23 protein-coding genes are annotated in these 26,448 nt (G+C 54.2%); 19 read left to right on the top strand and 4 right to left on the bottom strand.

Features of this window, described 5'->3' with window-relative positions; translation table 11 throughout:
- The first annotated feature begins 6 nt into the window (after nucleotides 1-6).
- The gene (locus FPZ45_RS07785) at nucleotides 7-1,134 is read left to right on the top strand and encodes an FtsW/RodA/SpoVE family cell cycle protein (protein ID WP_144700028.1); all 1,128 of its coding nucleotides are present in this window, start codon (nucleotides 7-9) and stop codon (nucleotides 1,132-1,134) included.
- A 57-nt stretch (nucleotides 1,135-1,191) separates the two neighbouring features.
- Here the strand turns inward: FPZ45_RS07785 and FPZ45_RS07780 are convergent, their stop codons facing one another.
- Both FPZ45_RS07780 and FPZ45_RS07775 read right to left on the bottom strand, forming a co-directional pair.
- A complete protein-coding gene (locus tag FPZ45_RS07780; protein WP_342780029.1) occupies nucleotides 1,192-1,476 on the bottom strand; it encodes a DUF2653 family protein in 285 nt (94 codons plus the stop codon).
- A gap of 6 nt (nucleotides 1,477-1,482) precedes the next feature.
- Nucleotides 1,483-1,911 (bottom strand): hypothetical protein, encoded by a 429-nt coding sequence (locus FPZ45_RS07775; RefSeq protein WP_186438274.1) that lies wholly within the window; start codon nucleotides 1,909-1,911, stop codon nucleotides 1,483-1,485.
- Nucleotides 1,912-2,071: 160 nt separating this feature from the next.
- Here FPZ45_RS07775 and FPZ45_RS07770 point away from each other — a divergent pair, with 160 nt between their 5' ends.
- Nucleotides 2,072-2,632, top strand: a complete 561-nt coding sequence (locus FPZ45_RS07770; RefSeq protein ID WP_144700027.1) for a DUF309 domain-containing protein — start codon at nucleotides 2,072-2,074, stop codon at nucleotides 2,630-2,632.
- On the opposite strand, the gene FPZ45_RS07765 is transcribed toward FPZ45_RS07770, so the two are convergent.
- Both FPZ45_RS07765 and FPZ45_RS07760 read right to left on the bottom strand, forming a co-directional pair.
- Nucleotides 2,595-3,176 (bottom strand): beta-class carbonic anhydrase, encoded by a 582-nt coding sequence (locus FPZ45_RS07765; RefSeq protein ID WP_144700026.1) that lies wholly within the window; start codon nucleotides 3,174-3,176, stop codon nucleotides 2,595-2,597. The genes FPZ45_RS07770 and FPZ45_RS07765 overlap by 38 nt on opposite strands.
- Nucleotides 3,177-3,180: 4 nt before the next feature.
- The gene (locus FPZ45_RS07760; RefSeq protein WP_186438273.1) at nucleotides 3,181-3,546 is read right to left on the bottom strand and encodes an iron-sulfur cluster biosynthesis family protein; all 366 of its coding nucleotides are present in this window, start codon (nucleotides 3,544-3,546) and stop codon (nucleotides 3,181-3,183) included.
- A 122-nt stretch (nucleotides 3,547-3,668) separates the two neighbouring features.
- Here FPZ45_RS07760 and FPZ45_RS07755 point away from each other — a divergent pair, with 122 nt between their 5' ends.
- From FPZ45_RS07755 to glnA, 17 genes are all read left to right on the top strand, one after another.
- The gene (locus FPZ45_RS07755) at nucleotides 3,669-5,198 is read left to right on the top strand and encodes a carboxypeptidase M32 (RefSeq protein WP_144700024.1); all 1,530 of its coding nucleotides are present in this window, start codon (nucleotides 3,669-3,671) and stop codon (nucleotides 5,196-5,198) included.
- A gap of 218 nt (nucleotides 5,199-5,416) precedes the next feature.
- Nucleotides 5,417-5,980 (top strand): outer spore coat protein CotE, encoded by a 564-nt coding sequence (locus FPZ45_RS07750; RefSeq protein WP_144700023.1) that lies wholly within the window; start codon nucleotides 5,417-5,419, stop codon nucleotides 5,978-5,980.
- 189 nt (nucleotides 5,981-6,169) lie between these two features.
- Nucleotides 6,170-7,672: a putative amidoligase domain-containing protein gene (locus FPZ45_RS07745; RefSeq protein WP_144700022.1), complete on the top strand. Its 1,503-nt coding sequence runs from the start codon at nucleotides 6,170-6,172 to the stop codon at nucleotides 7,670-7,672.
- A 273-nt stretch (nucleotides 7,673-7,945) separates the two neighbouring features.
- Entirely contained in the window at nucleotides 7,946-10,615 is a 2,670-nt protein-coding gene (gene mutS / locus FPZ45_RS07740) for a DNA mismatch repair protein MutS (RefSeq protein ID WP_144700021.1), read from the top strand.
- On the top strand, nucleotides 10,612-12,033 hold the full coding sequence (locus FPZ45_RS07735; RefSeq protein ID WP_144700020.1) for a S41 family peptidase: 1,422 nt from the start codon (nucleotides 10,612-10,614) through the stop codon (nucleotides 12,031-12,033). Before mutS ends, FPZ45_RS07735 begins: the two co-directional genes overlap by 4 nt.
- Before the next feature lie 51 nt (nucleotides 12,034-12,084).
- The gene (gene mutL / locus FPZ45_RS07730; RefSeq protein WP_144700019.1) at nucleotides 12,085-14,013 is read left to right on the top strand and encodes a DNA mismatch repair endonuclease MutL; all 1,929 of its coding nucleotides are present in this window, start codon (nucleotides 12,085-12,087) and stop codon (nucleotides 14,011-14,013) included.
- The gene (locus tag FPZ45_RS07725) at nucleotides 14,010-14,786 is read left to right on the top strand and encodes a class I SAM-dependent methyltransferase (RefSeq protein WP_144700018.1); all 777 of its coding nucleotides are present in this window, start codon (nucleotides 14,010-14,012) and stop codon (nucleotides 14,784-14,786) included. The genes mutL and FPZ45_RS07725 overlap by 4 nt, the downstream gene beginning before the upstream one ends.
- Nucleotides 14,779-15,768, top strand: coding sequence for a tRNA (adenosine(37)-N6)-dimethylallyltransferase MiaA (gene miaA, locus FPZ45_RS07720; protein ID WP_144700017.1), 990 nt, complete (start codon nucleotides 14,779-14,781; stop codon nucleotides 15,766-15,768). The genes FPZ45_RS07725 and miaA overlap by 8 nt, the downstream gene beginning before the upstream one ends.
- A 29-nt stretch (nucleotides 15,769-15,797) precedes the next feature.
- Complete coding sequence (hfq, locus tag FPZ45_RS07715; RefSeq protein WP_144700016.1) at nucleotides 15,798-16,040, top strand: RNA chaperone Hfq; 243 nt, start codon at nucleotides 15,798-15,800, stop codon at nucleotides 16,038-16,040.
- Nucleotides 16,041-16,281: 241 nt separating this feature from the next.
- Nucleotides 16,282-18,762, top strand: a complete 2,481-nt coding sequence (locus FPZ45_RS07710) for a transglycosylase domain-containing protein (protein WP_144700015.1) — start codon at nucleotides 16,282-16,284, stop codon at nucleotides 18,760-18,762.
- Between the two features lie 211 nt (nucleotides 18,763-18,973).
- Nucleotides 18,974-19,534, top strand: coding sequence for a ribonuclease FAU-1 family protein (locus FPZ45_RS07705; RefSeq protein ID WP_144700014.1), 561 nt, complete (start codon nucleotides 18,974-18,976; stop codon nucleotides 19,532-19,534).
- Nucleotides 19,513-20,199 carry a YdcF family protein gene (locus FPZ45_RS07700; RefSeq protein WP_246120357.1) on the top strand — a complete coding sequence of 229 codons (687 nt, stop codon included), beginning with the start codon at nucleotides 19,513-19,515 and terminating at the stop codon, nucleotides 20,197-20,199. Before FPZ45_RS07705 ends, FPZ45_RS07700 begins: the two co-directional genes overlap by 22 nt.
- A gap of 74 nt (nucleotides 20,200-20,273) precedes the next feature.
- Nucleotides 20,274-21,257 carry an AAA family ATPase gene (locus tag FPZ45_RS07695; RefSeq protein ID WP_144700012.1) on the top strand — a complete coding sequence of 328 codons (984 nt, stop codon included), beginning with the start codon at nucleotides 20,274-20,276 and terminating at the stop codon, nucleotides 21,255-21,257.
- 24 nt (nucleotides 21,258-21,281) lie between these two features.
- A complete protein-coding gene (hflX, locus tag FPZ45_RS07690) occupies nucleotides 21,282-22,571 on the top strand; it encodes a GTPase HflX (RefSeq protein ID WP_144700011.1) in 1,290 nt (429 codons plus the stop codon).
- 54 nt (nucleotides 22,572-22,625) lie between these two features.
- Nucleotides 22,626-23,885, top strand: a complete 1,260-nt coding sequence (locus FPZ45_RS07685; RefSeq protein WP_144700095.1) for a methionine gamma-lyase family protein — start codon at nucleotides 22,626-22,628, stop codon at nucleotides 23,883-23,885.
- Nucleotides 23,886-23,988: 103 nt separating this feature from the next.
- Nucleotides 23,989-24,402, top strand: a complete 414-nt coding sequence (locus FPZ45_RS07680; protein ID WP_144700010.1) for a MerR family transcriptional regulator — start codon at nucleotides 23,989-23,991, stop codon at nucleotides 24,400-24,402.
- Between the two features lie 21 nt (nucleotides 24,403-24,423).
- The gene (gene glnA, locus FPZ45_RS07675) at nucleotides 24,424-25,752 is read left to right on the top strand and encodes a type I glutamate--ammonia ligase (RefSeq protein ID WP_144700009.1); all 1,329 of its coding nucleotides are present in this window, start codon (nucleotides 24,424-24,426) and stop codon (nucleotides 25,750-25,752) included.
- Nucleotides 25,753-26,448: the final 696 nt, after the last annotated feature.

Genomic DNA, 26,448 nt, shown 5'->3' with positions numbered 1-26,448 from the left:
CATTGCATGATCTTTTTACGGAAATTCAAGAGAACGGATACGTTTCTCATCTTCATTGTGGCATGTTTGATTGCCATTGGCACTTATATGGTCTACGAGGCGACTTCCGGCACGAAACTCGACGGTTTGCACAAAAACAATATGATGTTGGCCGGGGCGTTCTTATTGCCAATGGTTTTTATCGCTTCGTTCGATTACCGCTTGTTGATCGGCAAATTATCATATGCCCTGTATGCGATCGGAATCGGATTGCTTATACTCGTAAAGTTCAAAGGGGAGAACGTGAACGGGGCATACAGGTGGTTGGACATCGGTGCTTTCCAATTCCAGCCTTCCGAGCTTGCCAAGCTTTTTACGATTCTGCTAATCGCCCATTTGCTTCAGAATCGGAACGGAGAGCACCTCCGATTTCTAAAAGACATCCTGCCGATCACGATCGTTTTCGCCGTTCCGTTTGTTCTGATCTATAAGCAGCCCGATTTGGGAACTGCGCTCGTGTTCGTGGGCATTTTTCTCGGAATGTTATGGATGGGCAATATCAAAGCGATATATATGGCGATTCTGGTCGGGGTTTCAATCATATTGATTTGGGCGATATTGTGGTTATTTCACTCGAATTACGAATTGCTGGCCCAATATATCAAACCTCACCAATTGTCTAGAATCCAAGCGTTCTTGGACCCCACGAGCGATCCCGACAAGTCTTGGCACGTCATTAACTCCATTAATGCTATCGGAACCGGCGGGTTAAGCGGAGGATCTGGTTTTCTATCGAAGCAAGGCTTTATCCCCTATATTTACTCGGATTCCATCTACGTGATCGTCGGCGAGCGATTCGGGTTTATCGGATCAGCCGTGCTGCTCATGTTTTATTTTCTGATGATTTACCGGATGGTCATGATCGCCATCGATAGCAAACGCCGGGCGGGTTCCTATCTGGTTGCGGGAATCGTCAGCATGTTCGTTTTCCAGATCTTCGTCAATATCGGCATGCATATCGGGCTGCTTCCTCTGACTGGGATTTCCTTGCCGTTCATCAGTTACGGGGGAAGCTCGCTGCTGATCAGCATGGCTGCGGTCGGCCTGGCGCTGAACGTAGGAATTCATAACCGGGAAGAGAACGAGAAATCGTAATCATACTCAGTAACGAGAAATGCCCCGAATCGGCGGTTGCCGTTCCGGGGCATTTCGTTATGTGGTATGGATGTCCGCCCACATCTCGTCTTCAACTTCGAGCTCGATCTGCGACGGGTATACCCGCTGCCCGTATTCGTTCAGGACATAACGCATGATCGCTTCCTTCAGATTCGCTTCGATCAGAAACCGGCTTCGTCCCTGGATCCACACTTCGGCACCGAAGCCTCGTTCTTCGTCATACAGCAGTTCGACTTCGACGGATTCGACGGACACCTCGTGGCGTTCCGCCATGTTCAGGCATACGGCGTTTACGATATGATCCATGCTTAAGCGCATCATGGCCGATTACCACCTGCGCTGATTTGGGTTTTGGGTTTGCCTGCGCCGTTTGATGGCGTCGAATATACCTCTGAAGATCATGAACAAGACGAACAATGCCAGCACGTTCACGATTAATCCCATCATATTGGCGAGGAATCCGGTTCCGAAAAAGCCCCCGAACAGCAATCCGGCCAAACCGCCGATCATCATGCCTTTCATGAAGCTGCCGCCGCTGAAAAAACCGCCGCGATTCGTCGAAGTTCCCTTCGAAGACGAAGATTTGTCGGTCGTGGAGCTTTTGTTGACTTGATCCTTCGAATGGGAGGGATCTTTCTTGAACGTGCTTTTCCCCGAACTGAACGAGCGGGGCCTCGCGTCGGCGTTATCGGCCGGAACCGTGACGGCGATCATGAACGCGAATAGACCCAGAACGATTATTGCTTTTTTCCACATGATGTTCGTTTCCTCCTGAAGCTTGATATTATCAATAAATTGATAACGAGTAATACGGGCTGACTGAACTTCGGTTTCATTTCTTCTCGGGGATGATGGATCGGACTTTTTGAGGTATGCTTGAAGCAATGCGATAGTTGATGGAGAGGGACGAAAATTCATGTCTATAAATACCGGTTATCCCGAGGCTTATGTAGCTTATTTAGCTGAATACTACGGTTCTAGGGATTATTTCGAATGTCACGAGATTATGGAAGAGTTCTGGAAGGAAAATCCGGAATCGGAATTTACGTCATGCTGGCTTGTCCTGATACGCATATCCGTCTGCTTATATCATGCTCGACGCGGCAATTGGAAAGGGGCAGTCAAGCTGATGGGCAAGGCTGCCAGAGAGGCCGACCCGCAGTTGTTTGATCGTCTGGGTGTCGATGGATCGTCGCTGTCCGCTCGATTGCGACAAGTATCCCTAGATTGGTCGGATCCGGGGGCAGTTTACGATGATATCGAGCTGCCGATTACCGACGAGCGCTTATTGCGAGCGGCCCGGCGCCGATGCGCCGAGCTGGGCTACGCTTGGGGAATTCGCGGGGTGGACGTTGGGGATGAAGTCATTCATCGGCACCTAACGCGCGATCGAAGCGACGTCGTCGCGGCAAGGGCGGAATCGTTCGAACGCAAGGCGCTTAGCCGTCGGATTCCAGAGCCTGGTAGCCGTCCGTAACGATCTCCAGTTCGCCGGTGTCGGGGTGGATGATCAGGCCGTGAACGGGTGTGCCCGGAGGCAGGAGAGGATGATTGCGAACGATGTCCACGCTGTTCTCCACGCTTTCCCGCACGTTGTCGAAGCCGGTAAGCCAGCGGTTAAGATTGATTCCGGAATGGCGTAGCGTATGGATCACGTTTTCGGGAATGCCTCTTGCTTCCATATGCTTGACGACCTCGTTAGGGTTGATCCCGGTCATTCCGCAATTGTGGTGTCCGATAATAAAAACTTCATGGGCGTTTAACTCGTACAGAGCGACCAACACGCTGCGCATAATGTTGCCGAAGGGAGAGGTGATGATGGCTCCGGCGTTCTTGATGATCTTGGCGTCGCCGTTCTTCAGGTTCATCGCCTTGGGAAGCAGCTCGGTCAGCCGCGCGTCCATGCAAGTGACGATAACGATGCGTTTTTCGGGCGGTCTGTTCGTCGTCAAGTATTGTTCGTAATCCTTATCATGGACGAATTGTTGGTTATAAGCGAGAATCTCTTCCATCTTGCGCATTTGCTTATCCTCCTGTCGCGTTCGTTTCTAATAATGCCGCGCTGCGTTTCCGCCGGTCTTCCATTCTTAATTGATTGCAATAGATTTGTCCGTCGCTCGCGAGCTTGAAGGCACGTTTGTCTGGATCGTAGGAGACGCGCATCAGTTCGTCGAAAAATACTTCGTGCCGCTTCTCGTAGAACACTTCGACGCCGTTGCTCTCCGCTTGCAAATCCCCCAATTCCGGTTCGTTGATCGCCCAAAATGCCGCGACTCCGTTCATCGCGCAGCCGCAGCCTTCCGAATCCGACACAAGTTTCCACGTCGTTGCTTCTTCGCCGTATCGGAGGCGCACTTCCCGAAGCGATTCCGCGCTCCACTGAATGATCATCCGGGATTGTCCCCTTTGCTTCCGTATTAGTCTCGTCCTAAAATAAACAAGTAAGTTGATTATAGTTTTTGCGAAGAGTATGATCAAGAAAACATTATCCATGCCAGGAAGGTTGTGTTCCTATGAGCCATGCGAAGCCAGAGGTTTCGTCTTCATTAAACCGTTTTCGGGAGTTGACGGCCCGGATCAAACAATACGAAGAAATATTAGGATTGGTCTACTGGGACATGAGAACCGGCGCGCCGCGCAAAGGGATCGAGCTTCGGTCGGAAGCGGTCGGAGCGTTATCTTCGGAAACGTTTAAGCTTTCGACGTCTGCAGAGATGGGCGAGCTGTTGGCCGAGTTGACGAAACCCGAGCAATTGGCGCAGCTTGGAGAGATCGACCGCCGGCTCGTCGAAGAGACGGCCAAGGAGTACGAGCGCAATCGGAAAATACCGCCGGAGATGCACAGAGAATACGTCGTGCTTACTTCGCAGGCGGAATCGGCTTGGGAAGAAGCGAAGGAAAAGAACGATTTTCCGGGGTTCGTTCCATATTTAGAGAAAATCATCGCGTTTAATCGCCGTTTCATCGAATTGTGGGGCGCCAAAGAAACTTCGTACGATACGCTGCTCGATATGTATGAGCCGGGACTGACAACAAAAGAGCTGGATCGCCTGTTCGGCGAGCTTCGCGCTCGTCTCGTGCCGTTGGCTGAACGGATCGCGAATTCCCCGAACAAACCGGACGTTTCTTTCCTAGAGGGAACATTCGATAAGGAAGCGCAGAAGAAGTTCAGCAGACACATTCTGAACGAAATGGGTTACGATTTCGAAGCCGGACGACTGGACGAGAGCGTGCATCCATTCGCGACAGGATTAAGCTCGGGAGACGTACGCATAACGACGCGTTATTTACCGGACGATCTGACGAGTGCGCTGTTCGGCACGATTCATGAAGGCGGACATGCGCTTTACGAACAGAACATTATGCCGGAGCTTGCTGGAACCCTGCTGTGCACGGGAACCTCGATGGGGATTCACGAGTCCCAATCTCGACTGTGGGAGAACATGATCGGGCGTAGTCTCGGTTTCTGGGAACGTTACTTGCCCGATTTGCAGGCGAACTTCCCGGGACAATTGGACGGGGTAACGGCGGAACGCTTTTATCGAGGCATCAACGTTGTTGAACCTTCCTTGATCCGGATCGAAGCGGACGAACTGACGTATAACCTACATATTATGATCCGCTACGAGATCGAGAAAATGTTATTTAATGAGAATTTGGACCCCCGAGATTTGCCGGAAGTATGGAATCGCAAATATAAGGAAGCGCTTGGAATCGAACCTTCGACCGACGCGGAGGGCGTGCTTCAAGACGTTCATTGGTCCGGGGGAGCTTTCGGATATTTTCCTTCCTATTCTCTCGGGAATATGTATGCCGCGCAGATCATGGACGTCGCCCGCCGGGACATTACCGACTTGGATCGCCAAGTCGCAGAGGGTCAGCTTCATCCTCTGAAGGAATGGTTGACGAAACAGGTGTATCAATACGGCAAGCTGCAGCAGCCGGGCGAGATTATCGAACGCATCAGCGGCAAACCGCTTGAATCTTCCTACCTGTGCGATTACTTGGAAAATAAATATCGGGACATCTATCAGTTGGATTAGGACAATAGCATCGGGAGGGGCGGAGGTGAGAACATTCACCTTCGCCCTTCTTTGCCGTACGGCATCATGATCCGCTAGCAAAAACGACAGGCAATTTCCGCCCAAGCGATCATACAATGAAACGTAAAGGCTCTATGCTTAAATACATTTTTGTCACCCTAGACGAATGTCCTGCATAGACTTTAAGAGACTTGATCGTATGGAGGAGGGCTACCGAAATGGCTATTGCGGATCAACGGCTGCAGCGCAGGGAAATCATCACGAAGGCGGTCTGCGGCAAAGGCCGTAAGTTCTCGACGATTACCCACACCGTAACGCCGCCGCACCACCCGACCAGCATCCTGGGCGCGTGGATTATCAACCATCAGTATGAGGCGGTGAAATCGGGGAACGGAATCGAAGTCATCGGGTCTTACGATATCAACATCTGGTATTCGTACAACAAAAACTCGCAAACCGATGTCGCGAAAGAAACGATCTCGTATGTTGAGCTCGTTAACCTGTCGTACGTAGACCCGAAACATCGCTCTTCCACGGAAGAGGTCTCCGCGGATGCGACCCAGGAGCCCAATTGCGTGGAAGCGACGATCAGTTCTAACGGCGGCGCCGTCCTCATTCGCGTCGAACGTGAATTCGCCGTGGAAATGGTGGCGGAAACGAAAGTATGCGTCATCGTTGATCCGAGCGGAAGCGAAGACGAGGGGAAAGACGTCGACTTCAGTCTCGGGGACGACGGAGATTACGAAGATCTCGATTCCGATTTACTGGAAGACGATTTGTGATCGGTTCGGTCACCGGCCGGTACTTAAGTCTATGCAGAAGCGGAGCGTAAGTCGAGGGCGGCTGCCCTGTCGGATCAACGGGATTAGCCTGATTGCAGCAGGGGCAAACAAGGGGAAGGGTCATTCGGCTTCGGCGTTCACGCGCCGCCTGCGGGACGGCCCTTCCCGTGTTGCGCAGGGGGAGATCGAGTGAATAGGCAACCGGGCGAATTAAAGCTGCATATGGGGAAAGCCGGCGGAAGTCGGAGCATCTGCCGGTCCGGCATGGAGAAAGCCGGGGTGCCGGTTTTGGCGGATCTCTCCGACGCATGCTCGAACGACTGCGTCATTCTCGTTGGACGGCCGAACAAGCGGGCGGGGGTGACGAGTCCGTCGAAAGAGAGGGGAGTGTTGGCGTCCGAGGATTCGGGGTCTTGCGCTGCTTTGACAATATCCCCTTGGCTCATGAACAATATTGCCCCGCTCGTAAGGCAATTGCCTGCCTCGGAGTTGGAGCGTCGGCTTCGCCGGGAAGGGCTACCCGCTAGAATCGGAGATCCCGTTAGAGGAATCGACAACACGATTATAACGGTGGCTGTATGGGGATTCGACGCGGTCGAAATGAGGAGAATCCTAGCTGAGTCGGCGGGATTGAACGGGATACGTGTGCCTGGCAAAGATCTAAATCCATCTGTTATTCCTTACGGACACGGGTTATGGAAACCGGCCGAGAGGCTGTCTGTCCGAGCGATCTACGCTTTGGGCCTCGATTTTGGACAAGTCGAGTTGACGCTTAGCGGCGAGGGGAGGCTCGGCATTACAAGTATATCGTCGGAATTGAACGTGCAAACCCCCGAAGGCGAGCGGCGACTCAAGGAGCTTCTGGTCGCTTTTTCGACGGAATGGGAGCAAGAAACAGGCCGCGACGATATGAAAGTTACGCTTGGTGCGGACCCTGAATTTGTTCTTACGTCGGCAACCGGTCGTCTCGTGCAAGCCTCTAAATTTTTCCCTCTTGGAGGCGAAACGGGATGCGACTCGATTCGGTTTCGCGGCGAGAAATATTGGCCTTTGGTCGAGCTGAGACCGCGACCTTTCGCGGAACCTGGTCGGCTGGCGGCGGATTTGCGGAGGTTGCTTAATGTCGCTTCCGGATATACAGCCGGGGCCAAGCTCTCATGGAGAGCAGGGGCGATGCCGGTTCAAGGCGTTCCTCTCGGGGGGCACGTGCACATCAGCGGAATAGCCTTGCACGGAGAACGGGTGCGCGCTCTCGACAACGCCGTCGCACTGCCGCTGCGCCTGCTGGAACCGGCCGTCGCGAAGCGGAGAAGGCCGCGTTATGGCGCGCTTGGCGATGTACGCAGGCAGCCGCACGGCGGATTCGAGTACCGGACGCCGCCGAGTTGGCTCGTGTCCCCGCGTCTTGCGCTGGGCACTTTTGCCTTGGCGAAGGTGGCGGCGGAACATTCCCGCGAGCTTGCCTCCGATGGTCGGCCTCTCGACGACGACGCCGTCCGCGACGCGTTCTATGATGGCAATCGCGACATTTTGTTACCCGCCGTGGAGCAAATGTATCGAACGTTGTCCGCGACGTCCGGGTACGCAGCGCATAAAGAGGCGATCGATTTCGTATTCGATGCCATTATGCGGGGGAGGAGTTGGGACGAAAGCGCGGACATTCGAATTAAATGGCGGATACCGATCGTGTGAGTTGAATATGATCAAGCAGGCTACGGGTATCCCTTCCGCTCAGAGTGGATAGCCGCACATTACAGGGAACGTTCGAACGAAGGCCAAAAAAGTGCCTCAGCTGGACGAATCCCGGAACAGCGTGCGAATGAAGGCCCACCTCAAAACTCGCAATCCCCGTTCATCTGCGCCAACCGTCCTCATTTTCCCCGCGCCCTGTCCCGGCACCTTACAGTTTGGTATAATGAGATATTGAACTCATTATGCATTGCTGAAGATATCGGGAGGAAGACCATGGCCGGATACACCCCCATGATGGAGCAATATTTATCCGTTAAAGCGACCGCGAAGGACGCTTTGCTGTTTTTCCGCTTGGGCGATTTCTATGAAATGTTTTTCGAGGACGCGATTACAGCGTCGCGAGAGTTGGAGATTACGCTTACTGGCCGCGGCGCCGGACAGGAAGAAAGGGTGCCGATGTGCGGGGTGCCTCATCACGCCGCGGAAGGTTACATAGCCCGATTGATCGAAAAAGGCTACAAAGTCGCCGTATGCGAGCAGGTCGAAGACCCTGCCAGCACGAAAGGCGTCGTCAAACGGGAGATCGTTCGCATTGTCACGCCGGGTACGGTGATGGACGCGAAAATGGTCGGGGACGCTTCGAACAATTTTATCGTCGGAGCGGCCCGGCAGACCGGAAGATTCGGTATGGCGGCGTGTGATTTGACGACGGGAGAGCTGTATTTAACTTCCTTCGCGGAATCGCCGGAAGCGGTCAACAACATTTTGAACGTATACCGGCCGGCGGAAGCCGTGGGAGACGAGGCGTCCATCGCCGCGATCGATCAAGTCGCTCCGCCTGCTCTGCGGTCGCTGACGACGACGATCCGCGAAGAAGCAGATCTCGCCAAGCTGTCGTCGCAATTTCCGGACGAGCCGTGGAACGTTCATGAAGCCGTTCGTCAGCAAGCGGTAGCCCGGCTGATCGCTTATTTGGAAGAAACGCAGAAGCGTTCGCTCGCCCACCTGCGTGCAGTTAAGGCGTACGAGTCCGAGTCGTTCATGTCGCTTGATGCGTTCACGCGACGCAACCTCGAGCTGACAGAAACGGTTCGCGACCGCTCCCGCAAAGGCTCTTTGCTTGCCTTGCTCGATCGTTCCCGTACGGCGATGGGCGCACGTCTCCTTAAGCGCTGGATTGACCAGCCGCTGTTGAACCGCGAAGAGGCGGAACGCAGGTTGGATGCGGTCGAAGCGCTGAACGGAGACTGGATCAAACGCAAGGAACTTCGAGACGAGTTGGGCGAAGTGTATGACCTGGAGCGGCTAGCGGGAAGAATCGCCTACGGCACGGCGAATGCCCGTGATTTGAACGCGCTCCGCAATTCGCTCAGGCGAATCCCGACCGTACAAGCGCTTTGCCATAGCTTTGGCACAGCTCCGTTAACCGCGTTGGCCGAGCGGATGGACGCTTGCGAGGACATCGCGGACGCCATCGAACACGCGATCTCGGACGATCCGCCGGTTACGCTTAAGGAAGGCGGAATCATTCGCGCGGGCTACGACAAGAAGCTCGACGAGCTTCGCGAAGCGAGCCAGAACGGCAAGCAATGGATCGCCGAGCTGGAACGCCGGGAACGCGAGGTTACCGGAATCAAATCGCTGAAGATCGGGTTTAATAAAGTGTTCGGCTATTATTTGGAAGTCACCCGTTCTAATCTGGCCAGCTTGCCGGAAGGCCGCTATGAGCGGAAGCAAACACTCGCGAACGCCGAGCGCTTCGTCACGCCGGAGCTGAAAGAGAAGGAAGCGCTCATCCTGGAAGCGGAAGATCGGATGTTCGATCTGGAGTACGAGACGTTCATCGCCTTGCGCGATCGGATCGCCGAACAGATGGCCCGTCTGCAGCGGCTCGCCGAAAGCGTCGCGACGTTGGATGTTCTGCAATCGTTCGCGGAAGCGAGCGCGGAACGCAGATATTCGCGTCCAAGCTGGACCGATGGCGACGGCTACGATCTGACGATCGAAGACGGGCGGCATCCGGTCGTGGAATCGGTGAACGAGAACGGCGTTTTTATCGCCAATGATACGTCGTTAACTGTCTCTGGAGGTTCGATTCTATTAATTACGGGACCGAACATGGCGGGTAAAAGCACGTACATGCGACAAGTGGCGATGATTTGCTTGATGGCGCAGATCGGTTGTTTCGTTCCGGCACGGCGCGCGGTATTGCCATTCGTCGATCGGATATTCACCCGGATCGGCGCGGCGGACGACCTGGTCGGCGGCCAAAGCACATTCATGGTTGAGATGAAAGACATCCAAGTGATGACGGAACAAGCCACTTCGAGAAGCTTGATCATTATCGACGAGCTGGGACGGGGCACTTCGACCGACGAGGGGATGGCGATTGCCCAAGCGGTAATCGAATACGTACATCACCATATCGGCTGCAAAGCGCTTGTCTCGACGCATTTTCATGAGCTGGCCCATCTAGAAAGCTCACTACCCCGACTCCGCAACGGATGCATGGCGGTCAGGGAAAGTGCGGACGGCGTCACGTTCCTTCGCAAGCTTGTTGCTGGAGCGGCGGATTCCAGCTATGGGATTTATTGCGCGCAGTTGGCCGGCTTGCCGGATACAATCGTCTCCAGAGCTTATTCGCTACTGAACGATCGCGGCACGGTTGATGTCGAGGGACATATTCCCAAAGATGTTACGGCGCGGGAAGCAGCGGCAGCGTACAGCGCTCCTTCACCGGAACCGGTTGCTAACAAAGAAATCGAACAACTAAGCCTGTTCCCTGAAGCGGCGCCTAAGGCCAAGGCCGCCAAATCGCCGGCCGGAGACAAAGTGCTGGAGAAGCTGAAAAAGCTCGACGTGATGAGAATGACGCCGATGCAGGCTTTGGAATGGTTGAACGATGCGAGAAACCAATTGACGGAAAGCGGTGAACACGGATGAACTTTTTCAAAAAAATAAAAGCTTCAATCGGGATACTTCTCACGTTCGCCTTATTTTTCGTCTACGTTCCGGCTGCGCTGGGCGCAAGCGCCGTACAGACGGAGGAAGTGCGGGAACTACTTGAACAATATCATCTCAGCAAACCTGCGGATAACGATCTTGTGGACAAAGACGTTGAAGAGATGGTCAATGCGCTCCACGACCCGTATACGAAGTATTTCAACGAAGACGAATGGGAGTCGTTCAATTCGGACCTTGAACAGACATTCGTCGGAATTGGCATCGTCATGGCTGAAGACAAAGGGATCGTCTATGTCGACGACGTTATTCCGGGCAGTCCCGCCGCTTCGGTCGGCATACTGCCGGGGGATGCGCTCGTAAGTGCGGACGGAAAATCATTCAAAGGCAAATCAACCGCGGAGATCCAGTCCGAGCTGCGCGGCGCGGAAGGTACGGTTGTCGCACTTAGCGTATCCCGCAATGGCCAAACGCTGAAATTCAAAATTACGCGCAAATCGGTCCATTTGCCGATCGTCACGACCGGCATGTTGGATAAGGGAATCGGATACTTAGCTCTGTCGGGATTTACTTCCGACTCGGGCAAAGAAGTCAAACGCCAATTGGCAAACCTCGAGAAAAACGGATTAACCTCGCTTGTGCTGGATTTGCGCAATAACGGCGGCGGTTATGTGAATGCAGCTCAGGAAATTGCCGGTCTATTCATCGAGAAAGGCATTCTCGCCCACATGCGAGACCGGGATGGGGTGGATCAGCCCCTCGAAATCACCGGCTCTGCAAAGCCTTACCCGGTCGTCATTCTCGTAAACGGCAATACGGCCAGCGCTTCGGAGCTGCTTTCGGGCGCGTTGCGCGATTACGGTGTCGCCAAACTCGTCGGTACGAAAACGTACGGTAAAGGCGTTGTTCAGTCGCTCATCCAAATGAAGAGCGGCGGCGTTCTGAAAATAACGATTCAAGAGTATTACACCCCGCTCGGCAAAAAAGTCGACAAAGTCGGCTTGACGCCCGATCTTGTGCTGAACGGTTACGCGCAACAGTTGATCGAAGCATACCGTCAAGCCGGGGGTAGGAAGGTATCGATCACTTCCGGCAAAGGCGGCTTGACGGTGAACGGCATTCGTTCGGCGCAGCCGGGTGCGATCCGAAAAGAAAACAACGTATGGTACGTCAACCTCAAACTGGCCGCGACTTTGGTCGGCGCGCAACTGACTTATGACGCGAAAAGCCATACGTACAAGCTGGACAACGGGAACCGTAAAGTCTCGATCAAGACGAACGACGCCCAGCTTAGGATTCTGGACGGGCAATCGAATGTCGATGTTAAGTGGCTCAAAAAATGGTTCCCTGATTTGACGTATTCGGCATCCGGCGACACGCTCAAGCTGAGCATCGGTTAAACGACGCGCCGGCAAAGGGGATCATCACAATCGGAAAGGAGTGGGGACGGTATGGGGATCATTCGCTCTCTCGATGAACATTTGGCGAATCAGATCGCGGCGGGAGAAGTCGTCGAACGACCGGCTTCGGTGCTGAAGGAACTGATCGAGAATGCTGTCGACGCCGGCGCTAGCCGTATCGACGTATCCGCAGAGGAAGGCGGCCTGCACATGCTCCGCGTTGCGGACAACGGCAGCGGGATCCAGCCCGACGACCTGCTGCTAGCTTTCCAGAGGCACGCTACGAGCAAAATCTCGACGGGCAAAGACTTGTTCCAGATCGCCACGCTTGGCTTCCGGGGAGAAGCGCTTCCCAGTATCGCAGCCGTAGCCAAAGTCAAATGTGTCAGTTCGACCGACGATGGCGGGCTAGGCCAACTGCTCGAGATTGAAGGCGGCGCCGTCAAAGCGAATCGCGAGACGAACGCGCCGAAGGGGACGGAAATGATCGTCAAAGATCTTTTCTACAATACGCCCGCAAGGCTCAAATATATGAAAACGATACAGACGGAGCTCGGCCATCTGTCCGATATCGTCTATCGCCAAGCGCTGGCCCGCCCGGATATCGCTTTTACGTTCTCCCATAACGGCAACCTTCTACTGCGCACACCCGGGAACGGGGAACTGCGGCAGGTCGTTGCGGCCATCTACGGAACGTCGTCTGCAAAGGCGATGATCGAACTGAAGGATGAAAATCCGGATTATGCTTTGCACGGATTAACGGCGATGCCCACCGAGACGAGAGCCAATCGCAATGCATTGACTTTTCTTGTGAACGGACGTTACATTCGCAGCCAGGCGCTGATGCAGCCGGTCATGCAGGCATATCATACGCTGCTGCCGCTGCATCGCTTCCCGCTAGCGGTATTGGACTTAAGAATGCATCCGTCTCTGGTCGATGTCAACGTGCATCCGGCCAAGCTGGAGGTGCGTTTCAGCAAAGAAAACGAGCTGCGGGCGTTCGTGGAGAGTGCCGTTAAAAAAGCGGTGAGCTCGGAAGCTTATATTCCTTCCGGCGCTGCGACGCGCACACCCAAAACGAATATGTGGGTTCAGGAGCAGATTCGCTTCCAGGTTCCGCCAGTCACCGCGGAGGATTCCGAGGTTCCCGCAGCGCTCGCGAAGCAAGAAGTTGCGGCCGCGCCGCAAGAGCACTCAAGCGGGACTGCGGCTCCTTCGCCCCGAGAATCGGTCGTTGGGGAAAGTCCGTCCGGTTACGCGTGGAAACCGCAAGCAGGACAATATTCATCTACTACGCGGGAGCGGGACAGCGGCCGTCAGGCGCTGTCTGAGCCGATTCCCGAAGAGACGTGGAAAGCCGCTTTCGCCGCTCCGGCGGTGAAACCGCAAGTCCCGGACTTTCCGGAGCTTGGTTGGATAGGGCAACTGCATGGGACTTATATCGTGGCCCAGAATAGCAACGGTTTATATTTGATCGACCAGCACGCCGCCCATGAGCGCATTCATTACGAATTTTATTACGATAAGTTCGGCAGACCGGAGGAAGCCAGCCAGGAGCTGCTTCTGCCGGTGACGCTCGAATTCGCGCCCGACGAATGCACGGTGCTTCGCAGCCGGTTAGCAGCCTTTGAGAGCGCTGGCGTATATATGGAGGATTTTGGGGGCAATACCTTTATCATAAGGGCCGTGCCTCACTGGTTTCCGTCCGGCGACGAAGCGGCAATCGTCCGCGAGATGGCGGAGTGGATCATCCAGGAGCGAAGCGTGGATCTACGCGTGCTTAGGGAGAAGGCGGCAATCATGTGCTCTTGCAAAGCCTCCATCAAAGCTAACCAAGCTTTGACGAGGGAGTCCGGGGAGAAGCTTTTGCAAAGGCTTGGGGAATGCAAACAGCCTTATACTTGCCCTCACGGCAGGCCGATCGTCGTCAGTTTCAGCACCTACGAGCTCGAGAAAATGTTTAAGCGGGTGACGTCTTGATCGTAACGACATCGGATCGTCCGTCCGGCAACGCCGTAGAGCGGGCCGAGCGCTTGGCTGAAGAGCTTCAGGCGGCGTACGTTCCCAGAGCGGGGAGAACGATTCGCGCTTTGCATACGAAGTTAGGGGAAAAAGAAATTGTCGTCGTTGGACCTCGCGACATCCGGCTCGTGGCGGAAGGCGAGCTGCCTTTTTATTTTCACCCGAGCATGGCGCTCGTCCGGATTAAAGGCTTGCTCGCAGGCGGTAAGGATACGCTGCTGTCCGTAACCGGAGTTTCGCCGGGGGATACGGTTCTCGATTGCACGGCGGGGCTGTGTTCGGATTCTATCGTGTTTAGCTACGCGGTCGGCGACAAAGGAAGAGTCATCGCCCTGGAGACGGTCAAAACGATGCACGCACTCGTCCGGGAAGGCTTGCTCGCGTACGAGTCCGGCGTTCCCGACGTCGACCGTGCCATGCGCGCGATCGAAACCGTTAGCGGGAGTTACGAGGAAATTCTTCCATGCATGGAAGACGCCAGCGCGGATATCGTATATTTCGACCCGATGTTCGAGAAGCCGGTATCGGCTTCAAGCTCGATGGTCCCTCTTCGTTCGTTGGCGGCTCACGGCACGCTTACGGAGAAAGCCGTGCAGGAGGCCAGACGCGTCGCCCGCCGGAAAGTCGTTCTGAAAGACCATAGAGACAGCGGGCGGTTCGAGAAGCTGGGCTTTTCGCTCGCCAAGGTTTCTTCGTCCGCAGTCGCATACGGAGTGATTGAGATTGAGTAATGAAACGGAAGACAATCGACCGCGTTTGCTGGTGCTGGTCGGTCCGACCGCAGTCGGCAAAACCGCACTCAGCCTGCAAGTGGCCAAAGCGTTTAACGCGGAAATTATTAGCGGTGACTCCATGCAGGTGTACCGCGGAATGGATATCGGCACTGCAAAGCTGATGCCGGACGAGATGGCAGGCATTCCGCACCATCTCATCGATATTTGCGAACCCGAGCATCCTTTTTCCGTATCTGAATTTCAAAGCCTGTGCAACGATAAAATCAACGAAATCCATCAACGCGGCCGTTTGCCGTTTATCGTCGGGGGGACGGGATTATATGTGGAGTCCGTCTGTTACGGCTTCCGCTTCCAAGAGTACGGGGCGGACGAGCCGTTCAGGGCGGAGATGAGGGCGCTCGCGCGAGACGAAGGATCGCAAGCGTTGCACGACCGGTTGAAGTCCGTCGATCCGGGGAGCGCGGCCAAGCTGCATCCCAATGACGAAGGTAGGGTCATTCGCGCGCTGGAAGTGTTTCGGTTAACGGGCAAACCTCTGTCCGAAATACAGGATCAATCCCGGGGAGACGTGAAGCGTTCCCCCTATCGGCTTTGCTTGATCGGGCTCACGATGGAGAGGGAGGAGTTGTATCGCCGGATCGATTCGCGTGTGGACGACATGCTTGAGGCAGGCCTTGTGGAAGAGGTTCGCGGGCTGCTGGATTCGGGCATACCGCGGGGCGCCGTATCGATGCGGGGACTCGGCTATAAGGAGATCGCGGCCTACCTGGCAGGGGAGACGAACTACGACGAGGCGGTTACGATTTTGAAGCGGGATACGAGGCACTTCGCCAAGCGTCAATTGAGCTGGTTTCGGCATATGCAAGGGCTCGATTGGGTCGATGTCGCAGACCGTTCAAAAAACAACGCACTTTTCCCGGAGATCTGTGCTATAATAGCAGGAAAGTTTCAGATTGATAACGAATATATTTGTTCATAAATATTTGTGGCGATGGGGGTTTACGGCCAATGAACAAGTCCATTAACATCCAGGATACCTTTCTTAATCAACTTCGCAAAGACAGCATTCCGGTCACTGTTTATTTGACCAACGGGTTTCAAATTCGCGGCATCGTCCGCGCTTTTGACAACTTTACCATCGTGATCGACAGCGAGGGTCGCCAGCAGATGGTGTATAAGCATGCGATCAGCACGTTTATGCCGCAGCGCAACGTGTCCCTCATGCAGCAGGAGAACGGCACGGATAACTGATCCAGCGTCGTAAGGAGACGGTTGCGTTCTCTTCATGATCGTTATTGGCCGAAGGATCGCTCCCGGTTCGGGAAGCGAGGAAGTGAAACTTTTCCCTAGCCATATGCGTCTAAGAAAATAGGCCGGCACTTGAGCAACCCGCTAACCGGGTTGTTCTTTCTTTTACAACATTGGTTGTTGTCCTTATTGTTGGTTAAATTAAAGACTAGAGAGAGAGTTACGGATAGAAGGGGAGAACACGATGAACCATCCTGAAGTTCCGATCCCATCGGGTCAGACAACTAGAAATACGAAAAAAGCCAAAGGCGGGAAAGGCAAGGGAAAAGGCCCGCGCAAAGGACGCAAAAAGGCGGCATTGATCTGGCTGTTTTTTATTTTGTTATTCGCCGCGGTCATCGCCGTTGTCGGTTATTTGCTCGTTATTCTGAACGGACAGCGCATCCTTAGCGCGAACGAAAATAAATTGAATTTGGATCAAGCTTCCATCGTCGTGGACAGAAACGGAAATGAGATCGCGAAGCTTGCCATGGCCGGAGGGAACCGGGAAGTCGTGCCGGTCAACGAAATTCCGAAGCTTTTGCAAGACGCGTTCGTCGCGACCGAGGACAAACGTTTCTACGAGCACGGCGGGGTAGACTTCCTTGGAATCGGCCGCGCGCTCGTGAAGGACGTTATCGCCAGGAGCGCCGTCGAAGGAGCGAGCACGATTACGCAGCAGCTTGCCAAAAACCTGTTCCTGAACGCGGATAAGACGGTATTCCGTAAAGGAACCGAAGCGTCGATCGCTTTGGCGCTGGAGCAACAGAAGAGCAAGCAGGAAATCCTCGAGCTGTACTTGAACCGGATTTATTTCGGCAAGGGGCAGTACGGGATCAAAACCGCGGCGAAATATTATTTCGACGTCACCGATCTCAATGAGTTGAAAATCTGGCAGATCGCCACTCTCGCAGGCATGCCTAAGGCGCCGAGCGTGTACAATCCGATCAATAATCCGGAAAAATCGATGGATCGGCGGGGCGTCGTGCTCAAGCTGATGTACGACCAGGGGCTCATTACGGAGAAGGAAAAGGACGAAGCTGCGAAACACGTATACAAACCGTCCAAGTCCAGCAAAGCGGACGACAAGTATATTTCGTTCATCGATTACGTGCTCGACGAAGCGCAGGAAAGAACCGGGCTGAGCGAAGAAGAATTGCGCAGCGCGGGCTATAAGATCACGACGACGATCGATACGAAAGCGCAGAACGCCATGGAGAAGGAATTCGCCAACAACGACCGTTTCGAGAAAAGCGTCGACGAGCAGAAAGTCCAGGGCGCGATGGTCATCATGGACCAACACGACGGCTCGCTGATCGCGATGGTCGGCGGCAGGGACTACGAGACGCAAGGCTGGAACCGCGTCACGAAGCAACGCCAGCCGGGATCGTCGTTTAAGCCGATTATGGATTATGGGCCGGCGATCGAGACCGGGAAGTATTTCCCGTGGTCGACCGTTCAGGACGTCAAAAAATGTTTCGGCAATTATTGCCCGTCGAACTCCAACCGCAATAAATATTTGGGCGATATCCCGATGAGTCAGGCGATCAAGGAATCCCGCAACGTATCTGCCGTATGGCTGCTTAACGAGATCGGCATCGGGAAAGGGCTTGCGTTCGCGGATAACCTTGGCATTAAGCTCGATAAGGAAGACCGCAACCTGGCCGTGGCGCTCGGCGGACTGACGCGCGGAGTAACTCCACTGCAGATGGTCAGAGCCTACGGGGCGTTCGCCAACGGCGGCAAGCTTCAGGATCCTCACAGCATCGTGGCGATCGCCGATAACAAAAACAAAGTCATATACGAATTCAAATCGAATGCCAAGCAAGTTATGAAGGAGAACACATCCTTCTATGTGACTGAGTTGTTGAAGGGCGTCGTCCAGAAGGGTGGAACCGGAACACGGGCCGCCATCAGCGGACGCGAAGTCGTAGGCAAGACGGGAACGACCCAAGCAGGTATTCCGGATTACAAAACGAGCAAAAACCGCGACGTCTGGTTTGTCGGCTATACGCCGGAGCTTACGGCGGCGGTCTGGATGGGTTACGATAAAACGGACAAAACCCATCTGCTCGACGGCAGCAGCGGACAAGCGGCGTCGATGTTCTCCGCGGTCATGTCCAAAGTGCTCGAAAATTATAAGAAACAAAGCTTCCCCGTGCCTTCCGGATTACAGGAAGATGAGAAGGTCGGCGCCGTTACCGGTCTGATGGCGGCTTACATGCCGGAATCCGTCAGCGTCGAACTGAAATGGAACCCGGTAGAAGGCGATAACGTCACGTACAAAGTTTATCGTAAAGAAGCCGGGGAACCGGATTTCCGCAAAGTCGCCGAAGTAAGCGATCCGGCTTATGACGATCTGGCGTTGCTGCCGGATCAGACGTTTACGTATTACGTAACGGCGTATCAAGCGTCCTCCAATCAGGAGAGTGCCCCTTCGGAAAAGGTTACCGTTACGATTACGTCGGGAATGGACAACACGCCTCCTCCGGACGAGAACGATGGAAACACGCCACCGGACGAGTCGGGAGAGCCATCCGGGCCTCCGATCGATATCAACATTCCGGGCGAGTCGCCGTCGCCGCCTTCGGAGGGCGAGTCGCCGATTCCTTCGGACAATCCGGATTCTTGGCAGCCGCCGGGCGAAAATCTGAACTCGGTTCAGGGAGACGTTCCTTTGCAATAGAAGCAATATGCAATCCGATTGATCGACCGGGCTCGAGACGAGCCCGGTTTTTTCATGTTCCCGGGCAGCGATACGGCGGGGGAAACTGGTTCGGCAAGGCAACTTGTGGTAAGCTTTGATTATATTGAGTTGCCTTTGCGCGCTTCAGGAATTGCGATCGGCAACGCGTGTACACCCACTAACGGTTGAACGGACGGAAAGGAAAGACGCGATGAAACGTAAATTTTCAGATCGGGCCAATTGGCGGCGAATCTTGAAGAAGAGTTATGCATGCATTCCGATGGATGAGCCTCATTTTAGAGGTTTCGTCACTTTGTACCGTATACACGAACTACGCGATCCACTGTGGAAGGAATATAACGGAAAAAGAATGTGTTTGGCAGATCGCGGATACTTGTGGATGCAGCATTTTCCCCGGGGCGAACACTTCGTGGTGACGACGATGTTCGATGATAAAGGACAAGTGGTGCAATGGTATATCGATATATGCAAAATACAAGGACTGACCGATCAGCAAGTGCCTTGGTTCGATGATTTGTTCCTGGACATCGTTGTTCTGCCGACAGGAGAAAAACTTCTGCTCGACGAGGACGAACTGGAGGAGGCTCTGGACGAAGGGCAGATTACGCCCCGCGATTCCGCGATGGCCCAACGAACGGCGAATCGGCTGCTCGATCTGATCAATCAAAACAAATTCCCGTATTTCGATATGAGTATTCAGCATAGACGATCGCTTCTGGAGAAACTGGGATGGGAGAAAGGAAACGGATAATGCGCGGATCGTCGAAAAGCATGATCGCCTCCGGTTCGTTGTCGCGATCGACCCGGCCTCGCCGCAAATGGCTAAGAAGATTGTCTGTATTCGTTGCCATATGCGCTGCAGCCCTGCTCATTTGGTGCCTGTCGATCTATATCATGATCGTTCGTTTCGACGGCGTTCCCAAAGGAGGCAAACCGCTCCCGTCCGACGTCGGTATCGTGCTCGGAGCGAGATTATGGAACGACGAGCCGAGTCCGGGGTTAAAAGAGAGACTGGATTTGGCGTTGAAATTGTACCGCAACGGTACGTTTCACGACTTAATCGTGACGGGCGGTCTCGATGCCGGCGGCGCGACGGTCACCGAGGCGGAGGGAATGCGCGATTATCTATTGGCGCAAGGCGTTCCCGAACAGTCCATCGTGATGGACTCTTTATCCCGCAGCACGTACGAGAATTTGATCTTCGCCCAGGACATTATGGATAGTCGCGATTGGCATACCGCCGTCATTGTTACGCATAGCTATCACGGATCGAGAGCCGCGGACATTGCGCGTAAGGTCGGTTTTGATCCGGTTCAGGTAAGCGTGACGGATTCGAAAGTGCTCAATATGGCCTTTCACGAGAGCAGGGAAGTATTGGCTTATACGAAATGGCTGCTCATGAAGCCGTTCCTATGACTAGGGATCGTACGAACCGAATACATTGGTATTGCGGCATATTCGTCGACACAAGCCATATGGGGTGAAGCTTGATGAACGCTAGAGCGGGCGCATCGGACGCCAGGGAAGCTTCGGCCGCGCAGAAAAGGCCCTCCCGGCAAATCAACGTCATACTGCGCAATGCGGATCATGATCCATTACTCGGCAACGCCAATGCGGCGGATTCTTCGGGCAATCTCAAATCGCTTCCGCAATCGGGGCCATGGGCGGAATGGCAGAAGGAACTGGATCGCTTGGTCGGGCTCGACGATATTAAAGAACTCGTGTACGAGATTTATGCCTTGCTTCAAATCATGCAATATCGCAGCGAAGCGAGCTTGCAAGCACAGCCGCACGTCTATCACATGATTTTTAAAGGCAATCCAGGCACGGGCAAGACGACGGTCGCCCGCTTATTGGCGAAGCTGTTTCAAAGCATGGGTTTGCTCGCGAAAGGCCATCTCGTCGAAGTGGAGCGAGCGGATTTAGTCGGCGAGTATATCGGACATACCGCACAGAAGACAAGGGAGCTCGTGAAAAAGGCGCTGGGCGGGGTTTTGTTCGTGGATGAAGCGTACAGCTTGGCCCGCGGAGGAGAGAAGGACTTCGGGAAAGAAGCGATTGATACGCTCGTAAAGGCGATGGAGGATTACAAAAATCAATTCGTGCTCATATTAGCCGGGTACACGCTCGAGATCGAGACGTTCCTGATGACCAATCCCGGACTTCCCTCTCGATTCCCGATTCAAATGGTTTTTCCCGACTATTCCGTCGACCAGCTCGTCCAGATCGCCGAAGGAATGACCAAAGACAGAGACTATACGTTGTTGCCGCAGACAATATATAAGCTGCGACAATTACTTGTTCAAGAGAAGACGGATGCGATCTATGATTTCAGCAATGCCAGATTCGTCCGGAACGTATTGGAGAGAGCGATTCGATACCAAGCGGTTCGATTGTTATCGCAGTATCCGGTTGCCTCGCCTGGCCGGCAAGAGCTGATGGCTCTACGGCCCGAGGACGTTCGCGGGCTTTAAGCCTAATCGGAAAGAGGTAAACGGATGATACAAAGCACATATGAGACGAACACGGGCGGACAGGAGAGAGCTTTGCTCGTCAGTCTAGTTACGGACGCAGTTAAAAGGTCCGGGGCGGATCCTGTACACTCCATGGAGGAGTTGGCTTCCTTGGCCGATACGGCCGGGGTGGCCGTCATCGGTTCCGTCATGCAGAACCTGGACGTCCCGGATAATAAGTATTTCGTCGGCAAGGGCAAAGCCCAGGAAATCCGGGCGCTTGCGGAGGAGACAGGGGCGACGACGGCGATCTTCGATCAAGAGCTGTCCGGCGCCCAGGTCCGAAACCTCGAAGAGACGCTCGACTTAAAGATTATCGACCGCACGCAATTGATTCTGGACATCTTCGCCGGACGGGCCAAAACCCGCGAAGGCATCCTGCAGGTTGAACTGGCGCAACTTTCTTATCTTCTTCCAAGGCTTTCCGGCCATGGGAAAAACCTGTCGCGCCTGGGAGGCGGAATCGGTACCCGGGGGCCGGGAGAGACGAAGCTGGAGACGGACCGCCGCCATATTCGGCGGAGAGTTACCGAATTGAAGCGTCAGCTCGAGACGGTAACGGCCCATCGCAATCTGCATCGCGAGCGCCGTCGCAAAGTCGGCGCCGTGCAGGTCGCGCTTGTCGGCTATACGAACGCGGGCAAGTCGAGCCTGCTTAGACAGTTGACGGATGCGGACGTACTCGCGGAAGACAAGCTGTTCGCGACACTCGATCCGACATCGCGGAGTCTGGAATTGCCGAGCGGCAAAGAGATCGTCCTTACCGATACGGTCGGATTTATTCAGAATCTTCCTCACGATTTGGTTGCCGCGTTTCGCGCGACTTTGGAGGAAGCGGCAGAGGCAGATTTGCTCCTGCACGTCGTGGACGCGTCTTCCCCGATGCGCGAACGGCAAACGAAAGTCGTCGAGGAAGTCTTGCGCGAGCTTGGGGCGGGAGGCAAAGCGACATTGCTCGTGTATAACAAAATCGATTTGGGTACGGAAGAATCGCTGTCGATGTTGGCGGGCGGTCCGGATACGATTCGCGTCAGCGCCTTCGATAAGGACGACATGGCTCGCCTTCGCACGGCGATCGAGGATCGGATTCTCGGAGAAATCGCCAGATTTCGCATTCCGGCGGCCAGAGGAGATCTCGCGGCGTTGGCGTACAGGGTCGGCGAGGTAATGGAGCAGGACGCGGACGAAGACTGGCTTTGCATGTCGGTCCGACTCAATCCGGCGGACATGGAGAAATCCGGCCGCGCATTGGAAGAGTATCGTGTAATCGAATAATCGCGACCCCATCATCGGAAGAGACGCATATTAAAGGAGAGCATCATGCAAGCAATGGAACACGAGCAATATGAACGGCAATGGGAGCAATGGGCGGAGGCGGCCGAAGAGCGAATAGCTCCGCGTTTTCGTCTTCTCGATCGCATCGCGGAGAGGAATCAATGGAAAATCATTCAAGCCTTCCAGAAACATCGGGTCAGTGATTTTCATTTCGCGCCGTCGACCGGTTACGGTTATAACGACAGCGGAAGGGAAACGTTGGATCTCGTATACGCGGACGTGTTCGGAGCGGAGGCCGCAATCGTCAGGCCGCATCTTGTGTCCGGCACGCATACGATCTCGGCGGCCTTATTCGGATGCTTGCGCCCCGGCGACGAGCTTTTATTTATTACGGGGAAGCCTTACGACACACTGCATAAAGTGATCGGCAAGCCGGGGGACGGACTGGGTTCGCTTTCCGATTGGGGAGTGACTACGAAGATCGTTCCGTTGCTTGAGAACGGAAGCGTGGATTGGGACGGTGTCGCCGCGGCGGTGTCGGAACGAACGAAAGTGTTCGCGATCCAGCGTTCGCGAGGGTACGATTGGCGCCCGTCGTTCACGATTGAACAGATCGCGGAGATGGCGGCGCGAGTTAAGGAACTGCGCCCGGATGCTATCGTATTCGCCGATAACTGTTACGGGGAGTTTACGGAAGAGAAGGAACCGACCGAGGTCGGCGTCGATCTGATTGCGGGTTCTCTCATCAAAAATCCGGGCGGCGGATTGGCAGCGAGCGGAGGATATATTGTCGGCAAGCAGCATCTCGTCGATCTTGCCGCCTATCGGTTAACCGCTCCGGGAATCGGGGGAGAGGTCGGTGCGATGCTCGGGACGACCCGTTCCATTTTCCAGGGGTTGTTCTTGTCGCCTTTGTTAGTCAGCCAGGCCGTGAAAGGCAGCATTTTCGCGTCCGCGATATTCGCGAACTTAGGGTTCGATACGCATCCGCGCTGGGACGATCCGCGCACGGACTTAATCCAGGCGATCCGTTTTTCCGGTGCGGAGCCTTTGATCCATTTTGTGCAAGCGATCCAGAAGGCCGCGGCCGTCGACGCGCACGTCGTACCGGAACCATGGGATATGCCGGGGTACGAGCATCCCGTGATCATGGCGGCCGGCACGTTCATTCAAGGCGGAAGCCTCGAATTGTCCGCGGATGCGCCGGTGCGTGAACCGTATATTGCTTACATGCAGGGCGGGCTTACATATGCGCATGTGAAGTATGCAGTCAAATTGGCGGTGAAGTCGCTCTGGGAGCGCGGATTTTTGTAAGTTAATGCGCCGAAAACCTTACATGCATTGACATGTTTTGGGGCCGAAGGTACAATGAAACTGATTTCGATTACAACATGTTAAGTTGGAAGGTTGGTATGAGATGGGCGACGAGATTCGCAGGAATATGGCGTTATTTCCGATTGGCATCGTAATGAAGCTGACCGACCTGACCGCTCGCCAAATCCGCTATTACGAACAACACGAACTGATTCAGCCCGCCCGCACGGACGGCAATCAACGTTTATTTTCATTCAACGATGTCGAGCGATTAATGGAGATCAAATCCTTGATCGAGAAAGGCGTCAACATCGCAGGAATTAAACAAGTTATGAATCCAGTCGGTCAGGACGAGAACGAAAGCACGATCATTAACGAAGTGTCCGAAGTGAAGAGACGGGAGATGACCGATTCCCAATTGCATCGCATGTTGAAGCAACAGATTATGACCGGCAAACGACCGGGCCAAGTTTCCTTGATCCAAGGAGAGCTTTCCCGTTTCTACAAAAACAAATAAGTTAAGGTAACAGGAGGCTTTATGACCTACACTCGCGAAGACATCACACGGATCGCCAAGGAACAGAACGTACGTTTTATTCGCCTGCAATTTACGGATTTGCTCGGTTCGATCAAAAACGTCGAGATCCCGGTCAGCCAGCTTGAGAAAGCGCTCGACAACAAAATGATGTTCGACGGCTCTTCCATCGAAGGTTATGTGCGCATCGAAGAATCGGATATGTACCTGTATCCGGATCTCAGCACTTGGGTCGTATTCCCGTGGGTTACCGAAAATAAAGTCGCGCGTCTGATCTGCGACGTCTATATGCCTGATGGAACCCCTTTTGCCGGCGATCCGCGCGGCATTCTGAAGCGCGCATTGGAAGAAGCGGAGCAAATGGGCTTCACGACGATGAACGTCGGACCGGAACCGGAGTTTTTCTTGTTCAGAACCGACGATAAAGGCAATCCAACGATGGAACTGAACGACCAAGGCGGTTATTTCGACTTGGCCCCTACGGATTTGGGCGAGAACTGCCGTCGCGATATCGTGCTCACGCTCGAGGAGATGGGCTTCGAGATCGAGGCCTCCCATCACGAGGTTGCTCCCGGCCAGCACGAGATCGACTTTAAATATGCCCACGCTGTGAAAGCGGCCGACCAGATTCAAACGTTCAAATTGGTCGTCAAAACGATCGCGCGCCAGCACGGCCTTCATGCGACTTTCATGCCTAAGCCGTTGTTTGGCATGAACGGTTCGGGCATGCACTGCCATCAATCGCTGTTCCGCGGCAACGAGAACGCGTTCTACGATCCGAACGATAAGTTGGGCTTAAGCGTTATAGCGCGCCAATATATGGCCGGAGTGCTCAAGCACGCCCGCGGTATGGCGGCGATCACGAACCCGACCGTAAACTCGTACAAACGCCTCGTCCCCGGTTACGAAGCGCCGTGTTACGTGGCATGGTCGGCCAGCAACCGGAGCCCGATGGTGCGGATTCCGGCTTCCCGCGGATTAAGCACGCGCATCGAGCTGCGCAACCCGGATCCGGCGGCCAATCCGTACTTGACGCTCGCCGTGACGCTCAAAGCAGGTTTGGACGGCATTCAAAACAAACTTCCGATTCCGGCCCCGGTCGATCGCAACATTTACGTGATGAGCGAGGAAGAGCGGATCGAGGAAGGCATTCCGAGCCTGCCGATCGACTTGAAGGAGTCTTTAGCCGAACTTCTGCGCGACGACATCGTTTGCGATGCGCTCGGTGATCACGCGCTCAGCCACTTCTACGAGTTGAAAGAAATCGAGTGGGATATGTATCGGACGCAAGTCCATCAATGGGAACGCGATCAATATTTGACGATGTATTAAAATAGGAAATCCCCCGACCGGCTTTGCTTGGTCGGGGGATTTTGTTATGAGGCGGGAGGGTATTAGATGAAGCCGCTATTCAATTGGATAAGAAACCGATTCAACATATGGGATAACCCCTTCAACATTTTTTGCTGGTTGTTGCTGGTGGCGATAGTCTATTTTCTCATAGGCGTTTACGGTATGAACTTTACGCACCTTCCCTTTCGGTAACCTCTATTTCGTCATTATCGTTTTCGACAATGCTGTGGGGTGTAGAGCAAACTATTCCGATTAACAATCCTCGCTAACGGAAATAGCCGCACTTATATGGCCGATTTTCCGCCGATAGGTAATCTAACGGAACGAGACGCCGCTATTCTTTAGAAAAAGGCCGAATTCATACTTTTGGGTCTGAATAAGGTCTCTGACTTCCGTAAGATTCTGAGCAGCCTAGATTTCGATGAATTAACGGCGCTGGCATCCGTTAGACCGGTCGATAGATGTGGTTGGCCCGTCATTGACGCATTTTGCGACAATAGTTAGGCATACGGGGCGGAAGTATCGTTCATTGCTGCTTTTTGCAACAATGACAGTCTACATGTAGCGAAGAACCACGCCATTGCTGCTTTTTGCAGCAATGAGAAGGTGTATGAAGAAGTAGCCCCCGCCATTGACGCGTTTTGCGACAATGGCGGGGGGGGGGGGGGGGGGGGC

It is taken from the genome of Cohnella terricola, assembly GCF_007786475.1.
In the GTDB taxonomy this organism is placed as follows: Bacteria; Bacillota; Bacilli; order Paenibacillales; family Paenibacillaceae; genus Cohnella; species Cohnella terricola.
This window is presented reverse-complemented; position numbering and strand designations above follow the sequence as displayed.

Coding starts and splice junctions, on each gene's coding strand:
- FPZ45_RS07785 (WP_144700028.1), top strand. CDS start 7: ATGATCTTTTTACGGAAATTCAAGAGAACGGATACGTTTCTCATCTTC.
- FPZ45_RS07780 (WP_342780029.1), bottom strand. CDS start 1,476: ATGATGCGCTTAAGCATGGATCATATCGTAAACGCCGTATGCCTGAAC.
- FPZ45_RS07775 (WP_186438274.1), bottom strand. CDS start 1,911: ATGTGGAAAAAAGCAATAATCGTTCTGGGTCTATTCGCGTTCATGATC.
- FPZ45_RS07770 (WP_144700027.1), top strand. CDS start 2,072: ATGTCTATAAATACCGGTTATCCCGAGGCTTATGTAGCTTATTTAGCT.
- FPZ45_RS07765 (WP_144700026.1), bottom strand. CDS start 3,176: ATGCGCAAGATGGAAGAGATTCTCGCTTATAACCAACAATTCGTCCAT.
- FPZ45_RS07760 (WP_186438273.1), bottom strand. CDS start 3,546: ATGATCATTCAGTGGAGCGCGGAATCGCTTCGGGAAGTGCGCCTCCGA.
- FPZ45_RS07755 (WP_144700024.1), top strand. CDS start 3,669: ATGAGCCATGCGAAGCCAGAGGTTTCGTCTTCATTAAACCGTTTTCGG.
- FPZ45_RS07750 (WP_144700023.1), top strand. CDS start 5,417: ATGGCTATTGCGGATCAACGGCTGCAGCGCAGGGAAATCATCACGAAG.
- mutS (WP_144700021.1), top strand. CDS start 7,946: ATGGCCGGATACACCCCCATGATGGAGCAATATTTATCCGTTAAAGCG.
- FPZ45_RS07735 (WP_144700020.1), top strand. CDS start 10,612: ATGAACTTTTTCAAAAAAATAAAAGCTTCAATCGGGATACTTCTCACG.
- mutL (WP_144700019.1), top strand. CDS start 12,085: ATGGGGATCATTCGCTCTCTCGATGAACATTTGGCGAATCAGATCGCG.
- hfq (WP_144700016.1), top strand. CDS start 15,798: ATGAACAAGTCCATTAACATCCAGGATACCTTTCTTAATCAACTTCGC.
- FPZ45_RS07710 (WP_144700015.1), top strand. CDS start 16,282: ATGAACCATCCTGAAGTTCCGATCCCATCGGGTCAGACAACTAGAAAT.
- FPZ45_RS07705 (WP_144700014.1), top strand. CDS start 18,974: ATGAAACGTAAATTTTCAGATCGGGCCAATTGGCGGCGAATCTTGAAG.
- FPZ45_RS07700 (WP_246120357.1), top strand. CDS start 19,513: ATGGGAGAAAGGAAACGGATAATGCGCGGATCGTCGAAAAGCATGATC.
- FPZ45_RS07695 (WP_144700012.1), top strand. CDS start 20,274: ATGAACGCTAGAGCGGGCGCATCGGACGCCAGGGAAGCTTCGGCCGCG.
- hflX (WP_144700011.1), top strand. CDS start 21,282: ATGATACAAAGCACATATGAGACGAACACGGGCGGACAGGAGAGAGCT.
- FPZ45_RS07685 (WP_144700095.1), top strand. CDS start 22,626: ATGGAACACGAGCAATATGAACGGCAATGGGAGCAATGGGCGGAGGCG.
- FPZ45_RS07680 (WP_144700010.1), top strand. CDS start 23,989: ATGGGCGACGAGATTCGCAGGAATATGGCGTTATTTCCGATTGGCATC.
- glnA (WP_144700009.1), top strand. CDS start 24,424: ATGACCTACACTCGCGAAGACATCACACGGATCGCCAAGGAACAGAAC.